15 protein-coding genes and 1 tRNA gene are annotated in these 20,509 nt (G+C 68.9%); 12 read left to right on the forward strand and 4 right to left on the reverse strand.

Annotated features, from left to right (window positions below; genetic code table 11):
• Window positions 1-33 precede the first annotated feature (33 nt).
• Window positions 34-1,245, forward strand: a complete 1,212-nt coding sequence (gene manA, locus FEZ32_RS04750) for a mannose-6-phosphate isomerase, class I (protein WP_138680075.1) — start codon at window positions 34-36, stop codon at window positions 1,243-1,245.
• A 93-nt stretch (window positions 1,246-1,338) separates the two neighbouring features.
• On the opposite strand, the gene FEZ32_RS04755 is transcribed toward manA, so the two are convergent.
• Window positions 1,339-3,759, reverse strand: a complete 2,421-nt coding sequence (locus FEZ32_RS04755; RefSeq protein WP_138680076.1) for a glycoside hydrolase family 2 protein — start codon at window positions 3,757-3,759, stop codon at window positions 1,339-1,341.
• 160 nt (window positions 3,760-3,919) lie between these two features.
• Here FEZ32_RS04755 and FEZ32_RS04760 point away from each other — a divergent pair, with 160 nt between their 5' ends.
• The 4 genes from FEZ32_RS04760 (at window position 3,920) to FEZ32_RS04775 (ending at window position 10,698) form a co-directional block, all read left to right on the forward strand.
• Window positions 3,920-4,927 carry an N-acetylglucosamine kinase gene (locus FEZ32_RS04760; protein ID WP_138680077.1) on the forward strand — a complete coding sequence of 336 codons (1,008 nt, stop codon included), beginning with the start codon at window positions 3,920-3,922 and terminating at the stop codon, window positions 4,925-4,927.
• A gap of 342 nt (window positions 4,928-5,269) precedes the next feature.
• A complete protein-coding gene (gene gyrB, locus FEZ32_RS04765; RefSeq protein ID WP_175415722.1) occupies window positions 5,270-7,303 on the forward strand; it encodes a DNA topoisomerase (ATP-hydrolyzing) subunit B in 2,034 nt (677 codons plus the stop codon).
• A gap of 115 nt (window positions 7,304-7,418) precedes the next feature.
• A complete protein-coding gene (gene gyrA / locus FEZ32_RS04770; RefSeq protein WP_138680079.1) occupies window positions 7,419-10,058 on the forward strand; it encodes a DNA gyrase subunit A in 2,640 nt (879 codons plus the stop codon).
• A complete protein-coding gene (locus tag FEZ32_RS04775) occupies window positions 10,051-10,698 on the forward strand; it encodes a DUF3566 domain-containing protein (RefSeq protein WP_420809253.1) in 648 nt (215 codons plus the stop codon). Before gyrA ends, FEZ32_RS04775 begins: the two co-directional genes overlap by 8 nt.
• Before the next feature lie 87 nt (window positions 10,699-10,785).
• Here FEZ32_RS04775 and FEZ32_RS04780 read toward each other — a convergent pair whose 3' ends face one another.
• Entirely contained in the window at window positions 10,786-12,678 is a 1,893-nt protein-coding gene (locus FEZ32_RS04780; protein ID WP_138680081.1) for a BglG family transcription antiterminator, read from the reverse strand.
• A gap of 176 nt (window positions 12,679-12,854) precedes the next feature.
• Between FEZ32_RS04780 and FEZ32_RS04785 the strand changes: the two genes are divergently transcribed.
• From FEZ32_RS04785 to FEZ32_RS04805, 5 genes are all read left to right on the forward strand, one after another.
• Window positions 12,855-13,220 (forward strand): hypothetical protein, encoded by a 366-nt coding sequence (locus FEZ32_RS04785; protein WP_138680082.1) that lies wholly within the window; start codon window positions 12,855-12,857, stop codon window positions 13,218-13,220.
• Window positions 13,217-14,845 carry a PTS mannitol transporter subunit IIBC gene (locus FEZ32_RS04790; protein WP_217496624.1) on the forward strand — a complete coding sequence of 543 codons (1,629 nt, stop codon included), beginning with the start codon at window positions 13,217-13,219 and terminating at the stop codon, window positions 14,843-14,845. Before FEZ32_RS04785 ends, FEZ32_RS04790 begins: the two co-directional genes overlap by 4 nt.
• A complete protein-coding gene (locus FEZ32_RS04795) occupies window positions 14,838-15,278 on the forward strand; it encodes a PTS mannitol transporter subunit IIA (RefSeq protein ID WP_028703543.1) in 441 nt (146 codons plus the stop codon). The genes FEZ32_RS04790 and FEZ32_RS04795 overlap by 8 nt, the downstream gene beginning before the upstream one ends.
• Window positions 15,275-16,426: a mannitol-1-phosphate 5-dehydrogenase gene (locus FEZ32_RS04800; protein ID WP_138680083.1), complete on the forward strand. Its 1,152-nt coding sequence runs from the start codon at window positions 15,275-15,277 to the stop codon at window positions 16,424-16,426. The genes FEZ32_RS04795 and FEZ32_RS04800 overlap by 4 nt, the downstream gene beginning before the upstream one ends.
• A gap of 148 nt (window positions 16,427-16,574) precedes the next feature.
• A complete protein-coding gene (locus tag FEZ32_RS04805; protein WP_138680084.1) occupies window positions 16,575-17,561 on the forward strand; it encodes a Gfo/Idh/MocA family protein in 987 nt (328 codons plus the stop codon).
• 21 nt (window positions 17,562-17,582) lie between these two features.
• Here FEZ32_RS04805 and FEZ32_RS04810 read toward each other — a convergent pair whose 3' ends face one another.
• The gene (locus FEZ32_RS04810) at window positions 17,583-18,554 is read right to left on the reverse strand and encodes a lactate/malate family dehydrogenase (RefSeq protein WP_138680085.1); all 972 of its coding nucleotides are present in this window, start codon (window positions 18,552-18,554) and stop codon (window positions 17,583-17,585) included.
• A gap of 190 nt (window positions 18,555-18,744) precedes the next feature.
• On the opposite strand from FEZ32_RS04810, the gene FEZ32_RS04815 reads away from it, so the two are divergent.
• Window positions 18,745-18,818: transfer RNA gene (locus FEZ32_RS04815), tRNA-Ile, on the forward strand.
• Window positions 18,819-18,930: 112 nt separating this feature from the next.
• Entirely contained in the window at window positions 18,931-19,185 is a 255-nt protein-coding gene (locus tag FEZ32_RS04820; RefSeq protein WP_138680086.1) for a hypothetical protein, read from the forward strand.
• Window positions 19,186-19,242: 57 nt separating this feature from the next.
• On the opposite strand, the gene FEZ32_RS04825 is transcribed toward FEZ32_RS04820, so the two are convergent.
• Complete coding sequence (locus FEZ32_RS04825; protein WP_175415723.1) at window positions 19,243-20,460, reverse strand: MFS transporter; 1,218 nt, start codon at window positions 20,458-20,460, stop codon at window positions 19,243-19,245.
• Between the last annotated feature and the right edge of the window lie 49 nt (window positions 20,461-20,509).

Genomic DNA, 20,509 nt, shown 5'->3' on the forward strand with positions numbered 1-20,509 from the left:
ACCGGGACGGACCGGTCGACAAGGAGGGGTGGGATGCGGTCGCTGACCGGACGGGTTCAGCACTATGCGTGGGGTTCGACCGACGCCATTCCACGGATCCTCGGCACTCCCCCCGACGGCACCCCGTGGGCGGAGTACTGGCTCGGCGCACACGCCTCGGCCCCCTCGGCCCTGGACGATCCGCAGTCCGGTGAGGTCGGCTCGGGGGACGTCCTGGACGAGTACCTGGCCCGGCACGGCGAGGAGATCGGTGACGTCTCGCGCGCCACCTTCGGCGAGCGACTCCCCTATCTGGTCAAGATTCTGTCGGCAGCCCACTCGTTGAGCCTTCAGGCCCATCCCTCCCGGGCCCAGGCCCAGGCCGGTTTCGCCGCCGAGAATGCCGCCGGGATCCCCTTGGACGTCCCCGAGAGACTGTTCCGCGACGACTGGCCCAAGCCGGAGATGATCGTCGCCCTCACCGATTTCGACGCCCTCTCGGGATTCCGCGACCCCGCCGAGTCGCTGGCCCTGGTGGCGGCCCTCGGTCCGATGCCGCTGGTCGACCAGGTTCTGGAGCCGCTGAGGCAGTCCGACCCGGCCACCGGTCTGGCCGCCGTCATCCGCGACTGCCTCACCGGATCGAACCGGGTCCGGGCCGCTCTCACACAGCTCCTCGATGCCGCCCGCAGCTACCGGGCAGACGGCGTCGGGCCCGCCGGGGAGTTCGCCAGGACCGCCGTCGACCTGGCCACAGACCACCCGGGGGATCCGTCCATCCTGGCCGCCCTGCTGATGAACCGTGTCCGGCTCAGCCCGGGCGAGCAGATCCACCAGCCGGCCGGCACCATTCACGCCTACCTCCAGGGCACCGGCATCGAGATCATGGCGAACTCCGACAATGTGATGCGCGGCGGCCTGACGGCCAAGCACGTCGACATCGACGCCCTGCTCACGATCGTCGATCTGGAACCGCATCCGGTGGTGCCCTCCCTGGCGCAGCCGTGCGCCCCGGGCATCGCCCTGTACCAGACCCCCTACCCCGAGTTCCGGCTGTGGCGGCTCACCCCGTCCGAACCGGTGGAGCTGCCCGACACCGAACGGGGCCGGATCCTGCTGGTCATCGAGGGATCCCTGGACTGCAGCGCCGGGAACCAGAGCCTCACCGTGACCGCGGGCGGATCGGCGTGGCTGGCCGCCGGGGAGAAGGTCGCCATCTGCGCGGCCCCCGACACGCTGGCCTTCCTCGCCGGCCCCGGCATCTGAGTCGCCGCCGAGTCAACCGACTCAGCCGACTCGACCGACTCAACACTGTGGTGACGCACCCGGCAGGCACCGGGGAGGCACGGGGAGGCTGCCTCAGCGCTTGCGGCGGGCGGCCTCCAGCAGGTCGTTGACGCTGCGCAGTCGCGGCCCTGCCGGCCGTGTCGAATCACTCGGTCGCGCCGAATCGAGGTGCAGGACCGCGGTCTGCCCGGGCAGCAGGGTGAGACGTCGTCGCCCCGACGTGAGCACCGGGTCGCCCGGACCGCACAGCAGGCACAGATCCTTGACGAGGTTGTGCGCCGTCACGGTGATCATGGCCTCACCAGGGATGATGTCCAGATCTGCGGGTTCCAGGGCCAGATCGATGTCCTCGACGAACCACCACAGGGCTCGCCGGTCGCCCAGCTGCGCGACGATCAGCTCGCGGCTCGGGTCGGCGGGGGTGATGAGGCTCTGAGGCAGGGCGATCGTCAGATTGTCGCGCGGTCCGACCACCACCGGGGTGGTCAGTGAGTCCAGCACCCGCCCGCCCAGATCGCACCGTTGGACGCTGAGCGTCTGCTCCCAGGACGATCCGGCCAGATTGCTGGCGACCACCGTGGGCACACCGCCCAGGCCGTCAGTCGGGCGCGGCTGGATGGTGAGGAAGTGGTCGTCGTAGAGGTCGCGCAGCGCGTACCAGAGCAGTTTGCGGCGTCCTCGGGAGTCGACCGCCGCCCACGAGCTCACCGGCCAGCAGTCGTTGAGCTGCCAGATGATCGATCCGGCGCAGCGCGGCCACCATGATCGGAACCAGGAGATCCCGCACTCGATCGCCCGGGCCTGGTTGAGCGAGGTGGTGAAGTGCCAGTCCTCGAAGTCGACCGGTCGGGGCAGATGAGGGGCGGAGCCGTCCTCGAGTTTCCGCAGCCCGTCGGCGGCCTTCTCGTGGAGGACCATCCCCGGACTGCTGGCAGTGAGCGGGTCGTCGTCCAGGTACTCGGCGAGGGTGGCCCGCTCGGCCGGCCCCTGGAAGCCGAACTCGGCGCAGAACCGCGGCACGGAGTCGCGGTAGTGGGTCTGATCCAGCTGGTTCCACACCTGCCAGGAGTGCACCGAACCATGATCGGGATTCCGCGGGTCCATCAGGTCGACCGGGTTGAAGGGAGAGGTCGGGGTGTAGGGACGGGTGCCGTCCCAGCGGGCCACGATCTCGGGCAGCAGCCGCGTGTAGTAGCCCAGCCCCCAGCTCTGATCGGGGGCCGGGTGGTCCTGCCAGCCCCAGTGGACGTACCCCTCGACGGTCTCGTTGGACCCGTTCCACAGGATGAGGCTGGGGTGGACGGACATCCGGATGACGTTCTCGACCGCCTCGGCCTCGACCTGGCGGGACAGCTCGGGCTCCTCGGCGTAGGCGGCGCAGGCGAACGGGAAGTCCTGCCAGATCATCAGGCCGACCTCGTCGCAGCGCTCGAGCATCCACTCGTCGGCGAACAGCCCGCCTCCCCAGATGCGCAGCACATTCATGTGGGCGTCCAGGGCGTCGGCGATGCCGCGCCGGTAGTTCTGGTGGCCGATCCGGGAGACGAAGACGTCGTCGGGTATCCAGTTGGCCCCGCGCAGGAACAGGTCGCGGCCGTTGACGCGGACGGTGGCGAGGGTCCGGCCCTGGGGGTCGGTGAGGCAGACGTCGACAGTCAGGTCGGCCGTTGCCAGGGTGGCTGCCGGGTCGAGGTCGACGAACGGCTGGACGCGGACGGTCCCGACCTGACCGCCGGCCCCGGGTGCCACAGCCGCCACCACGCTGAGCGGGTCCCGCAGCCGTGCGGTGCGCCAGCGGATCAACTGCACCGGCCGGAACAGCCCGGAGGTGGCCAGGTCGGGACCCCAGTCCCAGCCGAAGTTGCAGGCCATCTTGCGGATCGCGTTGAAGGGATGGGCGTTACCGGTCTGGGGCCGGTCGCCGATCCGCCGGGCCGCCTCCCGGGCCGCGGTCACCGGGGCATGGATGACGACGTCCAGCACATTGCAGTCAGGGGCCCCGGTCTCGGCAGGGCTGCCACCGGCGTCCTGCGGGAGGCCGGGACGCAGCAGGTCGGTGACGTCGAAGTCGTAGCTGCGGTGCATGTCGGCGACCCGGCCCAGCAGGGTGCCGTTGAGGACGATGTCGGCCACCGTGTCGACCCCCTCGAACCGCAGCGTGACACGTTCGGAGGGCCCGGCCGTCTCGTACGCCTCGGATGACTCGGAGGTCGGCTCGAATGGTTCGGACGGCGTCCGAGGAGGGGTTCCCGCAGGGGTCGCGAAGCGGCACCGGTAGCGGACATCGGACAGCCCGATCCAGTCGGTGAGGTGCTCATTGGTGCCGTGGAAGGGATCGGCGATGAGCCCGGCCTCGAGCAGGTCGGTGTGCACGCACCCGGGAACCCGGGCGTCGATCTCCTCGATGGGGAACGGGGCCGGAGCCCCGCCCAGATGGCTGAGGGTCCAGCCGCTGTCCAGAACGGTGACATGAGGGAGATCGCCGGATGACATGGGACCGAGTATGGCCGCACCGCACCGCCAGTCGTGCAGATCCCGCTCCCAGATCCCAGGAATGCTCATCTCGGGCGTGCGATGGCGGAAGAATGGATGCGGCCGTCGACACGAGACGTCGACACGAGGGCCGGGATCGGACACGGAGAGGTGAACGACGATGAGTGAGCTACTGGCCATCGACTGCGGGCAGAGCGGTTCGCGGGCGCGCCTGATGAGTGCCGGGAGAACGGTCTCGGAGACCGAGTACGGCCCGGTGTTCACCCAGAGCGCGCTGGAACCCCAGCTGGCCGAACTCATCGGCCGGGCCGCAGGCGACCTGCCGGAGGGCACCGAGAACCTCACCGTGGCGGTGGGCTCCTCGGGATGGTCCGACGACGCCGAGCCGGCCGAGGTGGGCCGCCTGGTCGACAGCGACCGGGTGAGCGAGGTGATCCTCGCCCACGACTCGGTGACGAGCTACCTCGGAGCCCTGGCCCAGAACGCCGAGGGCGGGGCCAGCGACGTCAGCCTGGGCGCGGTGGTGGCCTCGGGCACCGGGGTGGTCACCCTGGGCGTCGGCGAGCACCGGGTCGCCCGGGTGGACGGATGGGGATACCTCTTCGGAGACGCCGGGTCCGGGTTCTGGATCGGCCGGGCCGCCATCGATGCGGTCCTGAGGGCCTACGACGGACGCGGCCCCCGGACCGCCCTCACCGAGCGGGTGACCAGCGAGTTCCCCGACCTGTCGACCCTCTACCTCCAGGTCCAGGCCGACCCCGGGAAGGTGAGCCGGGTGGCCCGCTACGCCAGGATCACCGCCGAGCTGGCCGCCGAGGACCCGGTGGCCGCTGGCATCTGCCGGGACGCCGGGCACACCCTGGCGGACTCGGTGCTGGCCGCCCTGCGGGTGGTCGGGCTCACCGAGCAGAGCGCAACCCGGACCCCGGCCCCAGCTGTCACCCGCGCGGTCGGGACCCCGTCGGTGGCCCGGGTGGGCAAGGTCTTCGGCTCCGAGGTGGTGCGCCAGGCCTTCGACGAGCACCTGACCCGCACCGTTCCCGGGGTGCGGATCGTCGAGCACCCCGGGACCGCCCTGGACGGTGCCGGCCGGTTGGCCGGTCTGCCGGTCACCTCGGCCCTGTACCCGGCGGTGCGACGGGTCGGGGTCCGACCCATCACCGGGTGAGCACCGGACCGGTGACCCCTCACCAGGGGCCGGCTCTCCCGCGATCCTCGGTGTCGCGGTCTGGACCCCCGGAGTCGGCCCGGGAGTCCAGACCGGGGGTCGCGCGACTCTCAGCGGCACTCACGGCGTCCTGAAGTGGGACCCACCCGCGAAGGGCCGCGCTGAGCGGCGGGGCCGAGGGGATTTCGGGGGTGAGGAGGAGTAGAGTGGGGCCGATGTCAGGGAAACCGCTCGCGCGGATCTCCCGACGCCGAGAGATCCTCTCTCCGATCATCCCGATCACACAGGAGCGCGTTGCCCGTGAGCCAGTCGCCGAAGCCCGAACCGTCGTCCGACCCAGAGATGAGTGAACTCCTCGTGGACGACACCCCCACCGCTGACGGCGCACAGGCCGACACCACACCCGACGACATCACCCCCACGATGGTCGACGGCGCCTACGACGCCGAGCAGATCCAGGTCCTCGAGGGTCTGGAGGCGGTCCGCAAGCGCCCCGGCATGTACATCGGGTCGACCGGCGAGCGCGGCCTGCACCACCTGGTCTACGAGATCGCCGACAACTCCGTCGACGAGGCACTGGCCGGCTACTGCGACAAGATCTCCATCGAACTGCTCGACGACGGCTGGTGCCGGGTCGTCGACGACGGCCGCGGCATCCCGGTGAAGGAGCACCCCGTCGAGCACATCCCCACCGTCACCCTGGTGCTCACCGTGCTGCACGCCGGCGGCAAGTTCGGCAACGGCGGCTACAAGGTCTCCGGCGGCCTGCACGGCGTCGGCTCCTCGGTGGTCAACGCGCTGTCGAGCCACTACATCGTCGAGGTCCGCCGCGACGGCCACCGCTGGCGCCAGGCCTTCACCCTCGGCGAGCCCGACGCTCCCCTGGAGATGCTCGAGGAGACCGACGAGACCGGCACCACGACGACCTTCCAGCCCAGTGCCGAGATCTTCGACACCACGGTCTTCGACTACGAGACGCTGGCCACCCGGTTCCGCGAGTACGCCTTCCTCAACAAGGGCCTGTCGATCTCGCTGACCGACCGCCGCGAGGGCCGGGTCGGCGAGGACGGCGAGCCGCTGCACGACGAGTTCTGCTACAAGCAGGGTCTGCAGGACTACGTCCGCTTCCTCACCGGCACCAAGGACGTCATCAACCCCACCGTGATCTCCCTGGAGGAGCACCGCCCCGACGAGGGGATGGGCCTGGAGATCGCGATGCAGTGGAACACCTCCTACGCGACCAGCGTCCACACCTTCGCCAACACCATCAACACCATCGAGGGAGGCACCCACGAGGAGGGCTTCCGGGCGGCGCTGACCGGCACCGTCAACAAGTGGGGCGAGACCTGGGGCCTGATCAAGAAGCGCGAGGACCGGGTCTCCGGAGACGACATCCGCGAGGGCCTGACCGCCGTCCTGTCGATCAAGCTCACCGAGCCCCAGTTCGAGGGCCAGACCAAGACCAAGCTGGGCAACACCGAGGCCCGCTCCTTCGTCCAGAAGGTGCTCAACGAGAGGCTGTCGGACTGGTTCGAGGAGAACCCGAACGAGGGCAAGAACATCGTCCGCAAGTCCCAGGCGGCCGCTCAGGCGCGGGTGGCGGCCCGCAAGGCCCGCGACATGGCCCGCAACCGCAAGGGCCTGCTCGGCTCGACCTCGCTGCCCGGCAAGCTGAAGGACTGCTCCTCCACCGATCCCGAGGAGTGCGAGATCTTCATCGTGGAGGGCGACTCCGCCGGCGGCTCGGCCTCCCAGGGCCGCGACCCGATGATCCAGGCGATCCTGCCGCTGCGCGGCAAGATCCTCAACGTCGAGAAGGCCCGACTGGACCGGGCGCTGAGCTCGGAGACCATCGAGAGCATCATCAACGCGCTTGGCACCGGCGTCCACGAGGAGTTCGACCTCGACAAGCTGCGCTACCACAAGATCATCCTGATGGCCGATGCCGACGTCGACGGGGCCCACATCCGGACCCTGCTGCTGACCCTGCTGTTCCGGTTCATGCGCCCGATCATCGACGCCGGCCACGTCTACCTGGCCCAGCCGCCGCTGTTCAGGCTGCGCTGGACCAACTCCCCCCATGAGCTGGCCTACTCCGACGAGGAGCGCGACGCGCTGCGCGACGACGGCATCGCGCACGGCAAGAAGCTGCCCCAGGTCAACCCGATCCAGCGGTACAAGGGCCTGGGCGAGATGGATGCCGAGGACCTGTGGGACACCACGATGGACCCCGAGAAGAGGCTGCTGCTCCAGGTGACTCTGGAGGACGCCTCGATGGCCGACCAGATGTTCTCCATCCTGATGGGAGAGGACGTCGAGCAGCGCCGCCACTTCATCCAGCGCAACGCCAAGGACGTCCGGTTCCTCGACATCTGAGGAGGACGCCCCTCGCGAGGCCGCCCGCCCCCTCCGGAGGGGGCCCGCGGCAGGGGGCAGGGGTCGCCGGCCTCCCCATCAACAACTTCATGCATGATCACTGACAAGGAATTCCATGGCTGACGACGAGACCGGTCCCGATGAGCAGAACCAGGCCGACACCCAGGGCCTGGTGACCGGACGCCACACCGGCGTCCAGCCCGTCGAGATCCGCGACGAGATCCAGAACGCCTACCTCGACTATGCGATGAGCGTCATCGTCGGGCGCGCCCTGCCCGACGTCCGCGACGGCCTCAAGCCCGTCCACCGCCGCGTCATCTACGCCATGTACGACTCGGGCTACCGTCCCGACCGCGGCTGGAACAAGTGCTCCCGCGTCGTCGGGGACGTGATGGGCAAGTACCACCCGCACGGCGACTCGGCGATCTACGACACCCTGGTGCGGCTGGCCCAGCCCTGGGCGATGCGCTACAAGCTGGTCCAGGGGCAGGGCAACTTCGGCTCCCAGGGCAACGACGGGGCCGCGGCGATGCGGTACACCGAGTGCAAGATGGCGCCGCTGGCGATGGAGATGGTCCGCGACATCGACCAGGACACCGTCGACTTCCAGCCGAACTACGACAACAAGGAGACCGAGCCGATCGTCCTGCCGGCCCGGTTCCCGAACCTGCTGGTCAACGGCTCGAGCGGCATCGCGGTCGGAATGGCCACCAACATCCCGACCCACAACCTGCGCGAGGTCAATGAGGCCGTCCAGTGGTCCCTGGCCCATCCCGAGGCGAGCCAGCAGGAGCTGCTGGAGGCCGCGATGGCCCGCATCAAGGGGCCCGACTTCCCCGGCGGGGCGCTCATCGTCGGCCGCCAGGGGATCGAGGACGCCTACCGCACCGGGCGCGGCTCGGTGACCATGCGCGCGGTCATCGACATGGAGGAGGACAAGGCCGGCCACCAGTGCCTGGTGGTCACCCAGTTGCCCTACATGTGCAACCCGGACAACCTGGCCCAGAAGATCGCCGACCTGGTGAACTCCGGGCGGATCACCGGGATCGCCAACATCCGCGACGACTCCTCGGCGCGTACCGGTCAGCGGCTGGTCATCATCCTCAAGCGCGACGCGCAGCCGCGGGTGGTGATGAACAACCTGTACAAGCACACCGCTCTGCAGGACACCTTCGGCTGCAACATGCTGGCCCTGGTCGACAACGTCCCCCGGACCCTGCGGCTCGACCAGTTCATCAGCTACTGGATCACCCACCAGCTCGAGGTGATCCGGCGCCGGACCGCCTACCGGCTCTCCCAGGCCGAGAAGGACGCCCACATCCAGCGCGCCCTGGTCAAGGCTCTCGACATGCTGGACGAGGTGATCGCCCTCATCCGGCGCTCCCCCAACACCGAGACGGCCTCGGCCGGACTGCAGCAGCTGCTCGACATCGACGAGGTGCAGGCGCGCGCCATTCTCGACATGCAGCTGCGTCGACTGGCCGCCCTGGAGCGCCAGAAGATCATCGACCGGCTGGCCGATCTGGAGCGTCAGATCGCCGACTTCAAGGACATCCTCGCCCACGAGGCCCGCCAGCGCGAGATCGTCTCCACCGAGCTCGCCGAGATCGTCGACAAGTACGGCGACGACCGGCGCACCCGGATCATCGCCGCCGACGGGGACTTCTCCGAGGAGGACTTCATCCCCGACGAGGACGTCGTCGTCACCATCACCCGTGGCGGCTACGCCAAGCGCACCCGCACCGACCTGTACCGGGTCCAGAAGCGCGGCGGCAAGGGGGTCAAGGGGGCTGCCCTCAAGGCCGACGACGAGGTGGCCCAGCTGTTCGCCACCACCAACCACCAGTGGCTGCTGTTCTTCACCAACATGGGCCGGGTCTACCGGACCAAGGTGTGGCAGCTGCCCGAGGCCGGCCGGGACGCCCGCGGCGGCCACGTCGCAGGTCTGCTGAGCTTCCTGCCGGAGGAGCACATCACCCAGGTGATGACGCTGCGCGGCTACGACGACCGGCCCTACCTGCTGCTGGCCACCCGGCGCGGACTGGTGAAGAAGACCGTCCTGTCCGCCTACGACTCCCCGCGGTCGGCCGGCGTCATCGCGATCAACTTCCGCACCGAGGACGACGAGCTGATCGGCGCCGAGCTGTGCGGACCCGATGACGACGTCCTGCTCATCTCCCGCAAGGGCCAGGCGATCCGCTTCGCCGCCTCCGACGACCAGTTGAGGCCGATGGGACGGGCCACCTCGGGAGTCACCGGGATGAAGTTCCGCGGCGACGACGAGCTGCTGTCGATGTCGATCATCTCCGCCGACATGCCCGAGGACGACCGCTTCGTGGTGACCGTCACCGACGGCGGGTTCGCCAAGAGGACGGCCGTCTCGGAGTACCGGCGCCAGGGCCGCGGCGGCCTGGGCATCAAGGCGATGGCGCTGTCGGAGGACCGCGGTTCGCTGGTCGGCGGGCTGGTGGTCAGCGAGGCCGACGAGGTCATGGCGATCAAGAACTCCGGACAGGTCACCCGTTCCCAGGTGGCCGAGATCCCCGTCAAGGGCCGCTCGACGATGGGTGTGAAGTTCGTCTCCGTCAAGGGCAAGGACGCCGTCTCCCTCATCGCGCTCAACCCGGAGCGCGATGACGATGAGGAGACCGACACCACGCCCGCCGATGGCACGGTGCCCGACTCCGAGCAGGATCACGGTAGCGTGGGCACCGACCAGGACGGCGTCGCAACTGGAGAGGACGACGGTGAGTGACTTCAGGACGCGGGTGAACCCCCGAAAAGACCCGGGTGGGAACGACCCCGACGCGACGCACTGGACCGCCAAGGACGCCCGGGAGAGCTTCGGACCGGGCCCCTCGAACCAGTCCGGAACGGTTCCGCCGGCCCAGAACCAGGGCGCGCAGAGCCCGGCCGCACAGAATCAGGCCGCGGTCTCCGGGGCCTCGGTCGCCGGCGTCCAGTCGGCCCCCAGCGGTCCGGTTCAGGCCCCTGCCGGCCGGACCGCCGCCGCGGGACTGCGCAGGACCCGCAAGGCACGGCTGAGGATCTCCCGGATCGACCCGTGGTCGGTGATGAAGACCTCGCTGCTGTTCGGTGTCGCCGGAGCGATCATCTTCTTCATCGCGGTGTGGGTGGTGTGGGGCGTGATCGGCGCCTCCGGTGCCTTCGACTCGATGAACAAGGCCGTCAACGACCTCATCGCCTCGCCCACCTCCCAGGAGCAGTTCCAGCTGTCCGACTACCTCAACACCGGTCGGGTGCTGGGGCTGACGGCGATCATCGGGGCGATCGACGCGGTGCTGTTCACCGCTCTGGCCACCCTGTTCAGCTTCCTGTACAACCTGGCCGCCCAGGTCATGGGAGGCCTGGAGGTCACCCTCGCGGAGGACTGATCGGCCCGCTTCGACGTCGGCCGGCCCCGGGACTGCCCGGGGCCGGCCGACGTCGCTGTGTGCGGCCCCGGCGCAGCGCCCTCGGACTCAGGAGTCGAGGATCGCGGTGAGCTCGGCGATGAAGGCCTGGAACGAGGTGGCCTGCTCCACGATCCGCCGCAGGTTCGAACCGTCTGAGAACACCGCGATGAACTGGTCGAAGAAGGTCTGGAAGTCGGACCGGGAGTCCGAGCTGAAGGCCACGAAGGCGGCCACATTCACCCTCTTGCCGCCCCACGGGATGCTGGACCCGTTGATGGCGACCGCGATCACGGTCCGCCGGGCCGACATCTCGAGGGCGTGCGGGACGGCCAGCCCGTCGGCGAACACCGTCGAGGACAGCCGTTCGCGCTCCAGGGCTCCCTCGACGTACTGCGAGGTGATGGCACCGGCCGCCACCATGCGGTCCCCGAGCATCCGGATCGTGTCGTCGGCGCCCGTCAGCGGCGCGTCCCGGACGAACAGCGACTCGTCGAAGTAGGCCAGCAGGTTCTCCTTGATGGCCCGGCGGCGTCGCGTCGTCCGGATCCGGGGGAGGGCGCCGCGCACCCGGTCCGCGTCGGCCGGCGAGAAGAAGGGCTTGATCACCAGGGCCGAGGGCGAGGGCACCGGCGGCTCGATGGTCGTCAGGACGAGGTCGGTGCCCAGATGGTCCCAGTCCACATCGGTTCTGGCGATGAGCATCTTCACGTCGAGGACGTCCCCGAGCATCACCTGCACCCGGTTGCGCAGTGTGGTCTGCAGGTCGTAGTAGGTCGGGCAGACGATCGTGCAGGTGACCCGCTCCTCGGCCTGGGCGCGCTCCGACAGATAGGCGCCGATGTGCAGCGCGATGTAGGCGATCTCGTCGTCGTTGAAGGTCACGCCGAGCCGCTTCTGCAGGCCCCGGGCCACGTACACGCTCAGCTCGTAGGTCATCGGGTAGGAGGTCTTGATGGAGCCGGCCAGCGGGTTGCGGGAGTAGGCGCGCTGGCTGGCCCGACGCAGCAGACTGCGCACGTGCAGCGCGAACCGGTTGATGAACTCGTCATCCGACAGGTCGATGAGGTACTCCCGCCCGACGTCCTCGATGACCGAGCGGACGACCGCCACGATCTTCGGGTCAAGGTAGGAGCGCCCGGCGTCATTGAGCAGGGGGGTGATGGCGTGCACGGCGAGCAGGGAGGGCAGGTACTCGAGGTCGTCGCCGCTGAGGGCGACGTCGAAGTGCTGCGCCGTGAGCCCGGCGATGATCCTGGCCACCGGGTCATCCGGGACGGCCTCGGCCTCCTCGGCGACGGGAGCCTTCCTGGTGCGGTCGACCGCGATCGCGATGTGCAGCAGGGCGCTGTCGATGCCGAAGTCGTTCACGTAGTAGCCGGCCTCGCGCAACGCGGAGACCAGATCCGTCTTGAACTCGGAGAGGTGATCGGGCACGAACTCCCGCTGAATGGCCTCCAGCCCGACGACGCCGTGCTCGGTCTCGTCGTGGAACATCCGGCTCAGCAGTCGGCGCTTGGCCCGTTCCCCGCCCGCCAGGGCGACGATGCTGCCGGACCGCGACAGCCCCAGGCCCTCGGGCAGGATGCGGCGGACGCGGCCCAGATCGGACTCGACGGTGGAGTCACTCACGGCGAGCTCGTCCGCGAGCTCGTAGAGATCGACCCCGTCGTCGCTGTCGACGAGCGTGCGCACCAGGTCGTAGAGCCGCTGACGGGGGGTCGCCGCCTCACCGGCGGACAAGGACTCGCGGTAGACCGCGTAGGCGGCGGCGTTGAGCCGGTAGCCGCGCGGGCTCGACTCGATGATCTCGTGGTTGCGGGAGTGCCGATTGATCGACGCCACATAGTTCCTGATGGAACGCCTGGTGACTCCCAGGGCATCGGCCAGAGAGCTGCTGGTCGTCCATGCCTCGGCACGACCGAGACGCTCGACCAGTTGCTGTTCCCGTTCCTGGTTCACGACCGCGCCCCCGTCGTTGCCGACCTTCGGCGGATGCCCATCTCGTGGGACCTTCCTTGGCCCGTCGCCATTCCAATAGTGCCATGGGCCACGCAGCGGATCTTCCTCGGGTGCGGAAAGAGACGTGTTGGTCGTGACCTCTTGTCGCAGGCCAATATGTCATCAGGAGGGAATCGATGGCAAAGGTTTCGACGAATGGTGCGCGCCGGATCGTGATCGTGTGCGGTCTGGGCGCCTCCAGTGCGTTCGTCGCACACCGGGTGCGCCACGCCGCAGGCGAGGCGGGCCTGGCGGTGGTCGTGACCCCGTGCGCCCTGACCGACCTCGAGGATCGCGTCGTCGATGCCGACGTCGTCCTGGTCGCCACTCACCTGTCGGCCCATCTGGATGAGATCCGGGACGCCGCGGCCCGCCATGGCGCGACGGTCGCGATACTGCCCGAGTCCACCATGCACGGCGGTGACGGCCACGAGGTTCTGCCGTTGATAGCTGCCGCCGACTCCCATCAGGAACACCGTCACTCACAGGAATCGAGTCAATGATGACAACAGAAGTCAGTCCGCCGGCCCAGTCCGGCCTGAAGAGAGCCCAGGTCGGCGCCCAGAAGTTCGGCACCTTCCTGTCCGGCATGGTCATGCCGAACCTGCCGGCCTTCGTCGCCTGGGGCCTCATCACCGCCCTGTTCATCGCCACCGGATGGGCCCCGAACGGGATCCTCGGTGGATTCGGCAATGCCGACCTGATCGGCTGGCAGGGCGCGGCGACGACGCTGGCCAAGGCCGCCAACGGCGCGACCTTCACGCAGTACGTCGGTCTCGTCCAGCCCATGATCACCTATCTGCTCCCGCTGCTCATCGCGAACTCCGCCGGCCGTATCGTCTACGGCGAGCGTGGCGGTGTGGTCGGCAGCATCGCGACCGTCGGCGTCATCGTCGGCAGCACCATCCCGATGTTCATGGGCGCCATGGTCGTCGGTCCGCTGGCCGCCTGGATCATGAAGAAGATCGACAGCATCTGGGACGGCAAGATCAAGCCCGGCTTCGAAATGCTGGTCAACATGTTCTCGGCCGGAATCGTGTCCGCCGGGCTGTCGGTGGCGGCATTCTTCGGTGTCGCGCCGCTGGTGACCCAGGTGAGCTCGTGGTTGGGATCCGGTGCGGCATGGCTCGCCAGCCACCAGCTGCTTCCCGTCCTGGCGGTCATCGTCGAGCCCGCCAAGGTGCTGTTCCTCAACAACGCCATCGGTAACGGCGTCCTCGTCCCGCTGGCCACCCAGCAGACCATCGAGGCGGGCAAGTCCCTGCTCTTCCTCGTCGAGTCGAACCCCGGCCCCGGCCTCGGCATCCTGATGGCCTACACCTTCTTCGGAATCGGCGCCGCGAAGGCGTCGGCCCCCGGTGCAGCGGTGATTCAGTTCATCGGTGGCATTCACGAGGTGTACTTCCCCTACGTCCTCATGAAGCCGACCCTCATCCTGGCGGCCATCCTCGGTGGCGCCACCGGCATCGCGACCAACGCGGTCTTCGGCAGTGGCCTGAGGGCGCCTGCCGCCCCCGGCAGCATCATCGCCGTGATCGCCCAGACGCCGCGCGGCAGCTTCATCGGCGTCATCCTCTCGGTCGTGCTGGCCGCAGCCGTGTCCTTCATCGTGGCGTCGGTCATCCTGCGGGCCTCCCGCCGTCGTGACCTCGCCGCGGGCAAGACGGGCGACCTCAGCGCCGCCATCGCCCAGACCGAGGCCAACAAGGGCGGCAGCATCGCCGTCCTGGGCAACCTGGGAGACCAGAAGTCCGAGGACGCGCAGACCGGTTCCCCGGCCGCCGCGGCCGCCGGTCCCGTCGCAACCGCAGAGCCCTCGATGGCCTCGGTGCACAAGATCATCTTCGCCTGCGACGCCGGCATGGGGTCGAGTGCGATGGGTGCCAGCGTGCTGCGCAGTAGGCTCAAGAAGGCTGGTGTCGAGGGTGTCACGGTCACGAACCTTGCGGTGGCGAGCCTCTCCGATGACGTCGACCTGGTCATCACCCAGCGCGAGCTCACAGACCGGGCCAGGCAGAAGGCGCCCAGTGCAAAGCATCTGTCGGTGGACAATTTCATGAACAGCCCCGTCTACGAGACCGTCGTGACGGAGATCAAGGAAGCCCAGGAGGCTGAGTCCCATGAGTGAGATCCTTTCGCGCGACCTCATCATTGCGTCCGGAACCGCGTCGACGAAGGAGGACGCCATCCGTGAGGCCGGCGGCCTGCTCGTCCGGGCGGGCGCCGTGTCCGAGGAGTACGTCGATGCCATGGTGGAGCGTGAGCACACGGTGTCCACCTTCATGGGCAACCACCTCGCGATTCCGCACGGCACCAATGAGGCCAAGGAGAAGATCGCGCACTCGGCGATCTCCCTGGTGCGCTACGCCAACCCGATCGACTGGGGAGACGGCAATCCGGTCCGGATCGTCGCGGGCATCGCGGGGGTCAACAACGAGCACCTCACCATCCTGTCGAAGATCGCGATCATCTTCTCCGACGAGGACGAGGCGCAGAAGCTGCTGGACGCCCCTGATGCCGACGGGATCTACCACATCCTCGAGGGAGTGAATGCAGAATGAGCAAGAAGGCAGTTCACTTCGGAGCCGGAAACATCGGGCGCGGATTCATCGGTCTGCTGGAGCACGAGGCGGGCTACGAGGTCGTCTTCGCAGACGTCAGCGCGGCCCTCATCGACGCCCTCAACGCGCAGCCGAGCTACCGCGTGCACGAGGTGGGAGAGTCCGGCCACGACCACACGGTCACCGGCTACCGGGGGATCAACAGCGCCGAGCACGAGGACGACCTGGTTCACGAGATCGCCACGGCCGACGTCGTGACGACCGCCGTCGGCCCGACGATCCTGCGGTTCGTGGCGCCGGTCATCAACCGCGGCATCGAGTCCCGCGATCCGTCGGCGGCACCGTTGGCGGTGATGGCCTGCGAGAACGCCATCAATGCCACTGATGTGCTGGTCGGCGAGATGAAGAAGGCGGCCGGGGACTGGGAGACCATCGCGAGTCGCGCGGTGTTCGCCAACACCGCCGTGGACCGCATCGTCCCGGCCCAGGATCCCAATGCGGGTCTGGATGTGGCCGTCGAGCCGTTCTTCGAGTGGGCCGTGGAGCAGCCTCCGTTCGGTGACGAGGTCCCGGATCTGCCCGGTGCCACCTTCGTCCCCTCGCTGGCCCCCTACATCGAGCGCAAGCTCTTCACCGTCAACACCGGCCACGCGACGGCTGCCTACGCAGGTTTCGCGGCGGGTCACCACAGCATCGCCGAGTCCCTCGCGGATCCGGCCGTGGCCGACCTCGTCAAGCGGGTCCAGGCCGAGACGTCGACCCTTCTCAGCCGGCGCCACGGGCTCGATCCCGATGACCTGGCGCGCTACCGGGAGAAGATCCTGAACCGGTTCGCCGAGCCCGCCCTGCCCGACACCGTCGAGCGGGTGGGACGTCAGCCGCTGCGCAAGCTGTCGGGCCCCGAGCGGTTCATCGGACCCGCGGCGGCACTGGCGGAGGCCGGCCTGCCGGTCGACGCCCTCGTCGAGGCGGTCGGGAAGGCTCTCCAGTTCGATGTGCCCGAGGATCCGCAGAGCGTCGAGCTGCAGAAGCTGCTGGCAGATCTCGAGCCCGGTGAGTTCGTCACCCAGGTCACCGGCCTTGGCTCCGACCACCCGCTGTTCGGGGCGCTGACCGCGGTCGTCGCCGATCGTCAGGCCAATCTGTAACGGCTCTGCGAGCGGCATGTGAGGGAGGACCGGGCTTTCCAGCCCGGTCCTCCCTGTCTTCCCGGCCCGGTGCGGCTCGGTGCTGCTCTGTGGGGCCCGGTAGGGCTCTGTGGGGCCCAGGGAGCTCGTGCTGGCCTAGGGTCGGGGCATGACTGGACTTCGTTGGGGAATCCTCGCCACCGGTGGCATCGCCCACATGTTCACCCGTGATCTGCGCACCGCAGGGCTGGACGTCGCCGCGGTCGGTTCCCGATCTCTGGACTCCGCCCGCGCCTTCGCCGACACCTTCGACATCGCGCGGGTCCACGGTTCCTACCAGGAGCTGGTGGACGATCCAGAGGCCGACATCATCTACGTCGCCTCGCCGCACGGCCTGCACGCCGAGCACACCCGGCAGGTGCTGGAGGCCGGCAAGCACGCCCTGGTGGAGAAGTCTTTCACCCTCGACGCCGCCCAGGCCGCCGACCTGAGGGAGCTGGCCGCCTCCCGCGAGGTGTTCCTGATGGAGGCGATGTGGACCCGGTACCTGCCCCACATGATCCGCATCCGGGAGCTGGTCTCCTCGGGGGCCATCGGTGAGATCCGGGCGGTGTGGGCCGACCACACCCAGGCGCTGTCCACCGATCCCGCCCACCGTCTCAACGCGCCCGAGCTGGGCGGTGGGGCACTGCTGGACCTGGGGGTCTACCCGGTCTCCTTCATCTGGGACATCCTCGGCGAGCCCATCTCGATATCGGCGGTCGGGCGCCTCCAAGAGGTCGGCACCGACACCGAGGTGGCCACCGTGATGACCCATGCCTCCGGTGCCGTCTCGACGACCTTGTCCTCGTCGCGGGGAGCCGGGTCCAACACCGCGACGATCCTGGGCAGCAGGGGCCGCATCGAGATCGACCCGGTCTGGTACACCGCCACCAGCTTCCGGGTGGTCGCCACCGACGGCACGGTGGTCGAGGACTACCGGACGCCGGTGGAGGGCCGCGGGATGCAGTATGAGGCGCTGGCGGCCGAACGCTACATCGCCGAGGGCAGGCTGGACTCCGAGCTGGAACCGATCGACGAGACGGTGGCGATCATGGGCACCCTCGATGAGATCAGGCGCCAGATCGGCGTCCACTTCCCGGGGACCGACGCCTGAGAGACGCCGTCCCCGTCGGTCTCAGTGCTCGGCGACCGAGTCGTAGGCCCGGCGGACCGACTCGGCGGAGATCGTGAGGTGCTCGGTCTCCCAGTCGTCCAGCGGGATCTCCAGGTGACGCTCCACGCCGTTGGCCCCGACGATGGCCGGCAGGGACAGCGAGACCTCGCCGTGGAAGCCCAGGACGCCGTCGGCGACGGTGCAGACCGGGGCGACGGCCTTCTGGTCCAGCACCACGTTGCGGGCCAGGGCGATGGCCGACCGGGCGATACCCGAGGAGGTCCACTTCTTGGCGTAGAAGACGTCGAAGGCGGCGTCGACGACGGCCTTGCCGATCTCCTCATGGTCGAAGGCGGGGATGTCGAGGATCTTCGAGATTTCCGGGAGGGTCAGCCCGCCCACCGTGGCGTGGGACAGGTAGGGGAAGGCCGTGGCGCCGTGCTCGCCCAGCATGAAGGCCTGCACGGAGTCGGGGGAGACGCCGGTCCGGTCGGCGATGATTCGGCGCAGCCGGGCGGAGTCCAGGGCGGTGCCGGTGCCGAAGATCAGCGAGCGCGGGTAGTCGAACTCGGTCGACGCAATGTGGACGTTGACGTCGAGGGGGTTGGTGATGAGGATGACCGCCGCCGAATGGGTGTGGGCGCTGATGCCGGCCATCACCTGACGGATGACCGGGGCGTTGATCTCGGCGAGGCTGTTGCGCGAGGCGGTGCCGACCGACTCGGCGGCCGCCGGGGAGACCGACGGGCCGGCGGCCACGATGATGACGTCCGCGTCGGCGCAGGCGGTGTAGTCGGCCTGCTCGACGACGGTGCTCAGCATCGGCAGCACGCCGGTGGCCTGGTGGTGGTCCAGGGCCTGTCCCTTGCTGACGTCCTGGTCGATGTCGATGAGGGAGATCCTCGCGAACAGGCCCAGGGTTGTGGCGTAGGTGAGGACGTCGGATCCGACGTGCCCCACGCCGATGATGACCAGATGCGGACCGTGCGCCATGTTCAAGTACCTCTCTCGTGGAGGCGGCGCTGCGTTCGTCGCCGCCACCCCCCAGAATGCTCCGGTGCACCGGCGAGGTGTTGGCCGGGGCAGGTGTTGAGACTGTCGGGCGGCCGGGATGTCCGATTTGTGCCGTTGCGCGGCGGTGCGGTAACGTCTTCTCTCGCAGCCGGGAGACCGGCGGTGGTTCGGGCCTATAGCTCAGTTGGTTAGAGCGCCGCCCTGATAAGGCGGAGGTCACTGGTTCAAGTCCAGTTAGGCCCACCGAACCCGTGCAAAGCCCCTTCGTAGGTAGCGTATCTCCTTGATGCGTGGTGGACGCGGGGGCTTCTGTTGTTTCTGTATCCGTGTGGCTCAGTCTCGGAGGAGAAGGAACATGATGCAGGAGTGGGAACGTCAGCCCTTCGGAGACCATCGGGATCCCCGCGAGGAACTCTCGACGATCTTCGGCGTCGACATCCCGGCGAGCGGGAATGTGCAGCCAGAGGCGCTGGAGTGGGCTTGCGGCGTCGTCGATGTCTCTGTGATGTCGCAGGTCGAGGCGATCAAGGTGCTCCGTGAGGCTGAACCGCGCCTGGGGCTCAGGTCGGCAAGGTATCTCGTCCAGCGAGTCTTCGCCGCAACCCCCTGACAGCTCGGGGCCGACCGGTGGTCCGTGTTCGGGTGCCGTCTGCGGCGCGGTTGCAGATCAGCGGTGCTCCAGGGTCTGGCCCCGGTCGTCCAGCCCCATCCGGGCGTAGGCCCTCGGCACGGCGACCACGGCGTATCCCACCCCGAGCAGGGACAACACGCCGGTCACCCACACCGAGGCGCCGACCCCCAGGCCGGCGACCATCCCGGCGACGATGAACGGCCCCGCGGTCATTCCGGCCTGCTGCACCGACTGCCACATGCCCAGGAAGGTCGAGCGGTCCACGTCCGGGGACAGGTCCGCCCCCATCGTCATGACGATTCCGGCACCGAAGCCGTTGCCCAGCCCGATGATGCAGGCGCACACCACGAACCCGACCAGGGACTGCCACATCGCCATCCCGATGAACCCGGCGCCCATGATCACCAGGGTCGGAATGAGGGAGGCGCGTCGTCCGAACCGGTCCGACAGACGCCCGCTCGGGTAGAAGACCAGGGAGTCCATCACGGCGCTGGCGGCGAAGGTCGCGGTGATGGTGTGCGGGGCGATCCCCAGGGCGTGGCCCCACAACGGGATGATGACGTTGCGGTTGGTCCGCACGATGGTGAGCACTACCACCGAGACCGCCAGCAGGGTGGTGGCGCGGCGGTCGGCATGGTCGCGCACCGGGGCCTCGACGTCGTCGCTCCCCTGCACCCCCTCGACATCCTGACCCAGATGCTCGGGGGTCGGCAGGGTGAAGGCCAGCACGAAGGCCAGGGCGGCCAGCGCCATCACGATCTGCACCCAGAAGGACCCGGGATAGGACCACCGGGCGATCGCGACGCTGCCCACCGCCGGACCGATCACCTGGCCCATCCGCTGCATCCCGCCCAGCATCGACAGGGCGCGGGCGCGCATCGCGACAGGGATCGACTCGGCCACATAGGACTGCCGGGCCAGCGACCAGATGTTGTTGGAGATCGACAGGATCACCATGGCGATCAGGAAGACCGTCCGCGACCAGGACGCCGCCGGCCAGTAGAGCGATGCGAGAGCGCCGAGCAGGGAGACGACGGCGGCCAGGGTGCCGACGATGAATGCCGGACGATCCCCGAACCGGGTGATCTCGCGGCCCACCCACGGCCCGGTGAGGACGCCGACGAGCCCGGTGATGCCGGCCACCCCGGAGGCCAGAGTCGGACTGAACCCGATCTGCAGGGCGGCCAGCACCATCACCGCCGTCAGTGCACCGTAGGAGGTCGCCCAGACGATGGAGGGGACGTAGATCGGCATCGCCAGCTCGGTCAGCGGTGACCGGGCCCGGCGTGGGGTGCCGACAGAC

The organism is Acidipropionibacterium jensenii, assembly GCF_005890135.1.
In the GTDB taxonomy this organism is placed as follows: Bacteria; Actinomycetota; Actinomycetes; order Propionibacteriales; family Propionibacteriaceae; genus Acidipropionibacterium; species Acidipropionibacterium jensenii.

Excerpts from the sequence above, each read along its gene's own strand:
- FEZ32_RS04755 (WP_138680076.1), bottom strand. The coding sequence starts at position 3,759 with ATGTCATCCGGCGATCTCCCTCATGTCACCGTTCTGGACAGCGGCTGG.
- manA (WP_138680075.1), top strand. The coding sequence starts at position 34 with ATGCGGTCGCTGACCGGACGGGTTCAGCACTATGCGTGGGGTTCGACC.
- FEZ32_RS04760 (WP_138680077.1), top strand. The coding sequence starts at position 3,920 with ATGAGTGAGCTACTGGCCATCGACTGCGGGCAGAGCGGTTCGCGGGCG.
- FEZ32_RS04790 (WP_217496624.1), top strand. The coding sequence starts at position 13,217 with ATGATGACAACAGAAGTCAGTCCGCCGGCCCAGTCCGGCCTGAAGAGA.
- gyrB (WP_175415722.1), top strand. The coding sequence starts at position 5,270 with ATGAGTGAACTCCTCGTGGACGACACCCCCACCGCTGACGGCGCACAG.
- FEZ32_RS04825 (WP_175415723.1), bottom strand. The coding sequence starts at position 20,460 with ATGCCGATCTACGTCCCCTCCATCGTCTGGGCGACCTCCTACGGTGCA.
- FEZ32_RS04800 (WP_138680083.1), top strand. The coding sequence starts at position 15,275 with ATGAGCAAGAAGGCAGTTCACTTCGGAGCCGGAAACATCGGGCGCGGA.
- FEZ32_RS04805 (WP_138680084.1), top strand. The coding sequence starts at position 16,575 with ATGACTGGACTTCGTTGGGGAATCCTCGCCACCGGTGGCATCGCCCAC.
- FEZ32_RS04795 (WP_028703543.1), top strand. The coding sequence starts at position 14,838 with ATGAGTGAGATCCTTTCGCGCGACCTCATCATTGCGTCCGGAACCGCG.
- FEZ32_RS04820 (WP_138680086.1), top strand. The coding sequence starts at position 18,931 with ATGATGCAGGAGTGGGAACGTCAGCCCTTCGGAGACCATCGGGATCCC.
- gyrA (WP_138680079.1), top strand. The coding sequence starts at position 7,419 with ATGGCTGACGACGAGACCGGTCCCGATGAGCAGAACCAGGCCGACACC.
- FEZ32_RS04810 (WP_138680085.1), bottom strand. The coding sequence starts at position 18,554 with ATGGCGCACGGTCCGCATCTGGTCATCATCGGCGTGGGGCACGTCGGA.
- FEZ32_RS04785 (WP_138680082.1), top strand. The coding sequence starts at position 12,855 with ATGGCAAAGGTTTCGACGAATGGTGCGCGCCGGATCGTGATCGTGTGC.